7 protein-coding genes and 2 tRNA genes are annotated in these 6792 nt (G+C 65.7%); 7 read left to right on the top strand and 2 right to left on the bottom strand.

Annotation, left to right across the window (positions count from 1 at the left end; translation table 11 throughout):
* Positions 1 to 158: 158 nt before the first annotated feature.
* A tRNA-Leu gene (locus tag M3498_08465) sits at positions 159 to 245 on the bottom strand.
* Between the two features lie 165 nt (positions 246 to 410).
* Between M3498_08465 and gcvT the strand changes: the two genes are divergently transcribed.
* Genes gcvT through M3498_08435 form a run of 6 tightly spaced genes read left to right on the top strand, consistent with a single transcriptional unit; the run spans position 411 to position 6066 of the window.
* Positions 411 to 1466 (top strand): glycine cleavage system aminomethyltransferase GcvT, encoded by a 1056-nt coding sequence (gcvT, locus tag M3498_08460; protein ID MDQ3459312.1) that lies wholly within the window; start codon positions 411 to 413, stop codon positions 1464 to 1466.
* A gap of 25 nt (positions 1467 to 1491) precedes the next feature.
* On the top strand, positions 1492 to 1872 hold the full coding sequence (gcvH, locus tag M3498_08455) for a glycine cleavage system protein GcvH (GenBank protein ID MDQ3459311.1): 381 nt from the start codon (positions 1492 to 1494) through the stop codon (positions 1870 to 1872).
* A 2-nt stretch (positions 1873 to 1874) separates the two neighbouring features.
* The gene (gene gcvPA / locus M3498_08450; protein MDQ3459310.1) at positions 1875 to 3233 is read left to right on the top strand and encodes an aminomethyl-transferring glycine dehydrogenase subunit GcvPA; all 1359 of its coding nucleotides are present in this window, start codon (positions 1875 to 1877) and stop codon (positions 3231 to 3233) included.
* An 8-nt stretch (positions 3234 to 3241) separates the two neighbouring features.
* Positions 3242 to 4723: an aminomethyl-transferring glycine dehydrogenase subunit GcvPB gene (gene gcvPB, locus M3498_08445; GenBank protein ID MDQ3459309.1), complete on the top strand. Its 1482-nt coding sequence runs from the start codon at positions 3242 to 3244 to the stop codon at positions 4721 to 4723.
* A gap of 16 nt (positions 4724 to 4739) precedes the next feature.
* The gene (locus tag M3498_08440; protein MDQ3459308.1) at positions 4740 to 5513 is read left to right on the top strand and encodes an alpha/beta hydrolase; all 774 of its coding nucleotides are present in this window, start codon (positions 4740 to 4742) and stop codon (positions 5511 to 5513) included.
* A gap of 10 nt (positions 5514 to 5523) precedes the next feature.
* Entirely contained in the window at positions 5524 to 6066 is a 543-nt protein-coding gene (locus M3498_08435; protein ID MDQ3459307.1) for a c-type cytochrome, read from the top strand.
* Between the two features lie 84 nt (positions 6067 to 6150).
* On the opposite strand, the gene M3498_08430 is transcribed toward M3498_08435, so the two are convergent.
* Positions 6151 to 6519 carry an iron-sulfur cluster assembly accessory protein gene (locus M3498_08430; protein MDQ3459306.1) on the bottom strand — a complete coding sequence of 123 codons (369 nt, stop codon included), beginning with the start codon at positions 6517 to 6519 and terminating at the stop codon, positions 6151 to 6153.
* 196 nt (positions 6520 to 6715) lie between these two features.
* On the opposite strand from M3498_08430, the gene M3498_08425 reads away from it, so the two are divergent.
* Positions 6716 to 6791, top strand: a tRNA-Trp gene (locus tag M3498_08425).
* The last annotated feature ends 1 nt before the right edge of the window (position 6792 follow it).

Here is a 6792-nt window from a genome sequence, read left to right as displayed (position 1 = left end):
GCTAAGTTGGACGCCATGCTTTTCGGACAGGATGAGGATACCCCGGAGGCGGTCTACAATTAGGCGCACAAGATGAAGCGGCACACTATAGGCACACAAAAGCAAAAAATGACCGGCTTTCTCAGTCGGTCATTTCTCTAGTTTTGTCGTCTAGGACGTGGTGCCGAGAGCGGGACTTGAACCCGCACGGGGTCTCCCCCGACAGATTTTAAGTCTGTTGCGTCTACCGATTCCGCCATCCCGGCGCTAGGGAAGTATACGCGTCTCGGCTTCGACCGTCAACGCTTGGCGGTACGCGTGTACATGGTTCTCAGACGCGAGTAGGCGCGCACTTCCGGCCCTGGACGGCTGTATCCCCACGCTCAAGATAGCGTACATTGGGCTGCCAGAGCGCATGTTATCGTCAAAGGGTGAAACGGACGCCGCTGTATGAGAACCACCTCGCTTTAGGGGCGCGTATGGTGGACTTCGCGGGTTGGGCCATGCCCATCCAGTACCCCACCGGCATCAATCAGGAGCACCTGGCGGTCCGCAACGGGGCGGGCCTCTTCGACGTCAGCCACATGGGCGAGATTCGCGTCTTGGGGCCGCAGGCGACCGAGTTCTTGCGCTTCGCCACCCTGAACGACCCAGCCAAACTCAAGAAGGGGTCGGGGCAGTACTCGATGCTGCCCAACGACCGAGGCGGTCTCGTCGACGACCTCTACATCTACCGTGAAGAGGACGAGGAGTATCTTGTGGTCGCCAATGCCTCGAACGCCGAAGCGGTTTACGAGCAGCTCAAGGGGGTGGCCGAAGGCTACGACGCCCACGTCGTCGACGAGGCCGACACCTGGGCGCTGATGGCCCTGCAGGGACCCGGCGCGGCGCTGCTCCTGGGCCGGCACAGCGACGACGACGTCACCGACCTCAGGAAAAACCGCAGCCTGAAGACGGTCGTCTCCGCCTGTCCGGTCAAGGTAGCGCGCACCGGCTACACCGGCGAGGACGGCTTCGAGATCTTCTGCCATCCCACCGACGCGCCGATCCTCTGGGACATCTTGGTGGGTGCCGGGGCGGTGCCCTGCGGCCTCGGCGCCAGGGATACCCTCCGGCTCGAGGCCGGTTTTCCACTCTTCGGCCATGAATTCGGCGCCGACACCAACCCGCTCTGCAGCGATTACGCTTGGGTGGTCAAGGACAAGGATTTTTATGGCCGCGAGGCGATGTGGAAGCCGGCTTGCCAGCGGCGGTTGGTCGGCCTCAGGATGCTCGAGCGCGGCATCGCCCGTCAGGGCTACGACGTCTACGGCGGCGGCAAGCTCGTCGGCCAGGTGAGCTCGGGAACCATCTCGCCGCTGACTCGCCAGAGCATCGCCATGGCCTGGTTGGACCGGGGCTTCAGCGCGCCGGGCAGCGACGTGAACGTGGAGATTCGCGGCCAGTTGGTGCCCGCTACGGTTGTCAAGCCCCCCTTCTATCCCTAAGCCGAACCTTAAGCAAGGAGAGACAATGGAAATACCCAAGGACCTCAAGTACGCCTCCAGCCACGAGTGGACCCGTTCCGAAGGGGAGGTGGTGACGGTAGGCATCACCGACTACGCTCAGGACCAGCTCGGCGACGTCGTCTTCATCGAGCTGCCCGAGGTAGGCCGGCAGGTCCAAAAGGGCGACGCGGTGGCGGTGGTCGAGTCGGTCAAGACCGCCTCGGACATCTACGCGCCCGTCTCGGGCGAGATAAGCGAGGTCAACGAAGCGCTCAAAGACGCCCCGGAGACGATCAACGAGTCACCCTACGAGAGAGGCTGGATGTTTCGCCTGCGCGCCGCGAGCCCTGCGGAGTTGGAAGGGCTTATGGACGCTGCCGGCTACCTGAGAAGCGTGGAGGGCTAGGGTTGAACTTCATTCCTCACACCAAAGAGGACATAGCGCGCGCGCTCGAGGCCATCGGCGCGAAGAGCGTGGACGCGCTCTTCGCGGACATCCCCGAGCGCCTCAGGGACCCCGAGTTGGACATCCCCGCGGGCCTCGACGAGACGGCTCTGCTCGAGCACCTGCAGGCGCTCGCCGCCAAGAACAGCTCGGGCGGCCCGAGCTTTTTGGGCGGCGGGGTGCAGCGGCACTTCATCCCCTCGGTGACGCCGCACCTGGCGATGCAAAGCGAGTTCGTCACCGCCTACACGCCCTACCAGCCCGAGGTGGCCCAGGGCCTCCTCCAGGCCACCTTCGAGTTCCAGACGATGATGTGCGAGCTCACCGGCTTGGACGTGTCCAACGCCTCGATGTACGACGGCGCTTCGAGCGTGGCCGAGGCCGCCCTCCTGGCGATGCGGGCGACGCGGCGCAGCAAGGTGCTCGTGTCAAAGGGCCTGCACCCCGAATCGCGCGAGGTCTTGGCGACCTACCTCCAGGCGCTCGAGGCGACGGTCGAGGAGATTGCCTTGGGCGGCCTCGTCACCGGCGAGCTTGACGTGAGCGAGGACGTGGCCTGCGTTATCGTCCAGAACCCCAACTTCCTCGGCTACTTAGAAGCCATGCCGCGCTTCGCCGAAGCAGCGCACGGAGCGGGCGCGCTCTTCGTCGCGGTGGTGGACCCGCTCAGCCTGGCGGTGCTTAAGGCCCCCGGCGACTACGGCGCGGACATCGCCGTGGGCGACGGCCAGACGCTCGGCAACCCTCCCAACTTCGGCGGGCCTTCCTTCGGCTTCATGGTGGTCAAGGACGCGCTCGTGCGCCAGTTGCCCGGCCGCCTCGTCGGCGAAACCAAAGACGTAGACGGCAAGCGCGCCTTTGTCCTGACCCTGCAGGCGCGCGAACAGCACATCCGCCGCTCCAAGGCCAAGTCGAACATCTGCTCGAACCACCAGCTCATGGCCCTGATGGCCGCGGTCAACATGGCCGCGCTCGGCCCTACGGGTCTGAGGGAGATGGCGGCGGCCAGCGTCCAAAACGCCCACAAGCTCGCCTCCGCGCTCGCCGGGGTAGGCTTTAAGGTCAAGGACGAGGCGCGCTTTTTCAACGAGTTCGCGCTGAACGTGGCAGCGCCCGCCACCACCGTGAGGGCGAGGCTGGCCGAGGCGGGCGTCCACGCCGGGGTGCCGGTGCCCGCCTCCTTTGGCTTGGGCGAGGCGGTGGTCCTGGCCGCGACCGAGCTCACCACCGCCAAGGACATCAGGCGCCTGGTGGAGAGCTTGCAGGACGTGGCGCCGGCCCGCCCCCCCATGAGGCAGCTCGAGGAAGCCGCCCATGATTGAAGGCAACCATGATTGAAGCCAAAGAGCACCCCGTCACCAAGACCGAAAGACAGCGCCGGGACTTCCCACTCATCTTCGAACGCGCCAGACCGGGCAGGCGTGCGGCCCAGCCACCCAAGGCCGAGGAGACCGACCTGGCCGCTCTGCTGGGCGAGGAGAACCTGAGAGCGCGCCCCCCCAGGCTGCCCGAGGTCTCCGAGCTCGACCTGGTGCGGCACTACACCCAGCTCGCCCACCGCCAGTTCTCCATCGACGGCAACGTCTATCCGCTGGGTTCATGCACCATGAAGTACAACCCCAAGGTCAACGAGGAGGCCGCCAAGCTCTTCGCCGAGCTCCACCCTTACCAGGACCCGGCAACGGTGCAGGGCGCGTTGGAGCTTCTCTACAACCTCCAGGGCGACCTCTGTGCCATCACCGGCATGGACGCGGTCAGCCTGCAACCCGCCGCCGGTGCGCACGGCGAGCTGACCGGCATCCTGATCATCCGCGCCTACCACGAGTCGAGGGGCGAGGGGCAGCAGCGCCGCGTGGTCATCTGCCCGGACAACGCCCACGGCACCAACCCCGCCACCGCCTCGATGGTCGGCTACGACGTGCTCGAGGTGCCGACGGGCAAGGACGGCGAGGTGGACTTGGCGGCCTACCGGGCGGCTCTGGGCCCGCACATCGCCGCGGTCATGCTGACCAACCCCAACACCCTGGGCATCTTCGAGACCAACATCCTTACCATCAGCCGCCTCGCCCACGAGGTCGGCGCGCAGCTCTACTATGACGGCGCCAATGCCAACGCCATCTTGGGCCGCGCCCGGCCCGGCGACATGGGCTTCGACGTGGTGCATTTAAACCTCCACAAGACCTTCACCACCCCTCACGGCGGCGGCGGGCCGGGCACCGGCCCGGTCGGGGTCAAGGCGCACCTGAAGGGCTTTCTGCCCGTGCCGCTCATCAAACGCAGCGGCGAAGGCTTCGACTACGACTACGACCTGCCGGCGACGATCGGGCGGATGCGGAGCTACTACGGCAACTTCGGCAACCTGGTGCGGGCCTATACCTACATCCGCGCTTTGGGAAGAGAAGGGCTCAAGCAGGTCTCGAGCATGGCCGTCTTGAACGCCAACTACCTGCGCGTCAAGATGAGAGAAGCGGGCTTCAGGGTCGCCTTCGACCGCGTCAACATGCACGAGTTCGTCGCGCAGCCGCCCGCGGGCCTGAAAACTCTGGACATCGCCAAGGCGCTGCTGGACTACGGCGTCCATCCCATGACCGTCTACTTTCCGCTGGTGGTCAAGGAGGCGATGATGGTCGAGCCGACCGAGACGGAGTCGCTCGAGACCTTGGACGACTACGCCGAGATCCTGGCCGAGATTTTAGAGCGGGCACGCGGCGATGAGGGCTGGCTGGCGGGTGCGCCCTACCACACCCCGGTGAGGCGCCTCGACGAGGTGAGGGCCGCCCGCAAGCCCGTCTTGCGCTATTCGCCCCCTTAGCGGAGCGGTGGTCTTCATGCTGCTCATGAGCCTCCTCACGGCCTGGCTGCTCGGCTTCGAAGACCGCCTCGTCTACTTCCCGACCCGCGAGCTCGTCGCTAGCCCCGCCGACTACGACCTGCCCTACGAGCGCGTCACCTTCGAGGCCGAGGACGGTCTGAGGCTGATGGGCTGGGTCATCCCCAGCGAGGGCGAGGACTGGCTCCTCTACTTCCACGGCAACGGCGAGAACGTCTCGCGCTACCTGACGCTCATAGCCCGGCTGCACGAGCTCGGCTTGAATATCCTCATCTTCGACTACCGGGGCTACGGCGAGAGCGAGGGCGTTCCCAGCGAAGCGGGTCTCTACGCCGACGCTCGAGTGGCCTACGCCTTTTTGCAGGGGCGCGGTGTCGGCCCCGAGCGGCTCTACCTCTACGGCTTCTCGCTCGGCAGCGGCGTAGCCGTGAACCTGGCGACCGAGGTCGAGGTCGCCGGGCTGGTGCTCGAGGCCGCCTACACCTCCTTGCCGGCGGCCGGGCGCCACCGCTATCCCTTCTTGCCCACCGGGTTCATGCGCAACCGCTACGACTCCTTGAGCAAGATTGCCGAGGTGCGCGCGCCGCTCCTGATGCTGCACGCTCGAGACGACTACACGGTTCCCTTCCGGCAAGGCCAGGAACTGTACGCGGCAGCCGCCCAGCCCAAGCGCTTCACCGAGCTGAGCGGCGGCCACATCGCCATGCTGCGGGAGTCTCCCGACCCCAGGGGTTTGTGGGCCATCGAGCGCTTTGTCGAAGGCCGCGAGTGATGGGCGCCGCATGACGCCTCCACGACCCTTCATCCTCCTCTCGGTGGCGCTTCTGCTCGTGGCCTCGAGCCTCACTTGGAGCGAGGGGATAAAGCCACCTCCCCTGGAGGCGCCGCACGAGACATCGGCCGAGCAGGTGGCGCGCGGCGAGGCGCTCTATATGTTTTACTGCACGACCTGCCACGGACGGCAGGGCAAGGGGCTCGAGGAGGCAAGAACGGCCTTTCCCGAGGAGCACCGCTTCTGCGAACGCTGTCACGCCCCCCGCAACCCCCGGCAGCTGGCGCAGGAGGCGATGACGCCGGAGTACGCCTTTTCCGTGGGCATCGCGCCGCCCCTGTGGGGAGCAGGGGCGCTCAGAAACTTTGACGCCGCCGCGTTCTACCACTACGCCCGCGCCGCCATGCCCCGCCAGGCACCGGGCAGCCTGAGCGGTCAGGACTATCTGGACATCGTCGCCTTTATTCTGGCGCAGGTCGAGAGGCTGCCGGAGGGGGCTGTGCTTGACGAGCGGACCATCGAAGCGGTGCCTCTGGGAGCAGGTGGCGAGTAGCCACGGCCATTCGTGACGGCACCAAAAAACGAGCGGGACAAGCGTCCCGCTCGAGCCTTGAGCCTCTAACTCAGCCCCGCTGGTTCAGCTGCCGCAGCCGACCGCGCCCTCGCCGCCCGGCGCCTGCTTGCCGTCGGTGCGAAACGAGCTGCCGCAGCCACAGGAACTCGTGGCGTGCGGGTTGTTGACGCTGAAACCGCCGCCCATCATGTTCTCGACGTAATCGACCTGCGAGCCCTCCAAGAGCGGTAGGCTGGCCTTGTCCACCACCAGACGAATACCCGCGTCCTCGACGACGGTATCGCCGTCCAAGGTGCGGTCGTCGATGGCCATGCCGTACGAGTAGCCGCTGCAGCCGCCGGACTTGATATAGATCCGAATCGCGGCGTTATCCTTACCGGTGTTGCCGAGGATTTCCTTGGCTTTGGCCGCCGCCGTTTCGGTTATGGTCAGTGTTTGCACGCTTCACCTCCCAGGTGCCCAAAGGCACCTTGCTCTCTACCTATTAAGGTAGCACAAAGCATGTCCGGCAAAGGTGGAGTGGCGTACCTAAGGACCCCGTAGGAGCTTTGGGAGGGGCTTTGGGATGTCAGCCGGGAGCTTGGCAAACGGGCGCTGCCTTGCTATACTTGCCTGCGCGTTCAGGCGTGGGCGTATAGCTCAGTTGGTAGAGCGGCGGTCTCCAAAACCGTAGGTCGAGGGTTCAAGTCCTTCTGCGCCCGCCAC

It is taken from the genome of Deinococcota bacterium (assembly GCA_030858465.1).
Lineage (GTDB): Bacteria > Deinococcota > Deinococci > Deinococcales > Trueperaceae > JALZLY01.
The sequence above is the reverse complement of the archived record's forward strand: the minus strand, read 5'-3'. Positions and strand labels throughout refer to the sequence as shown.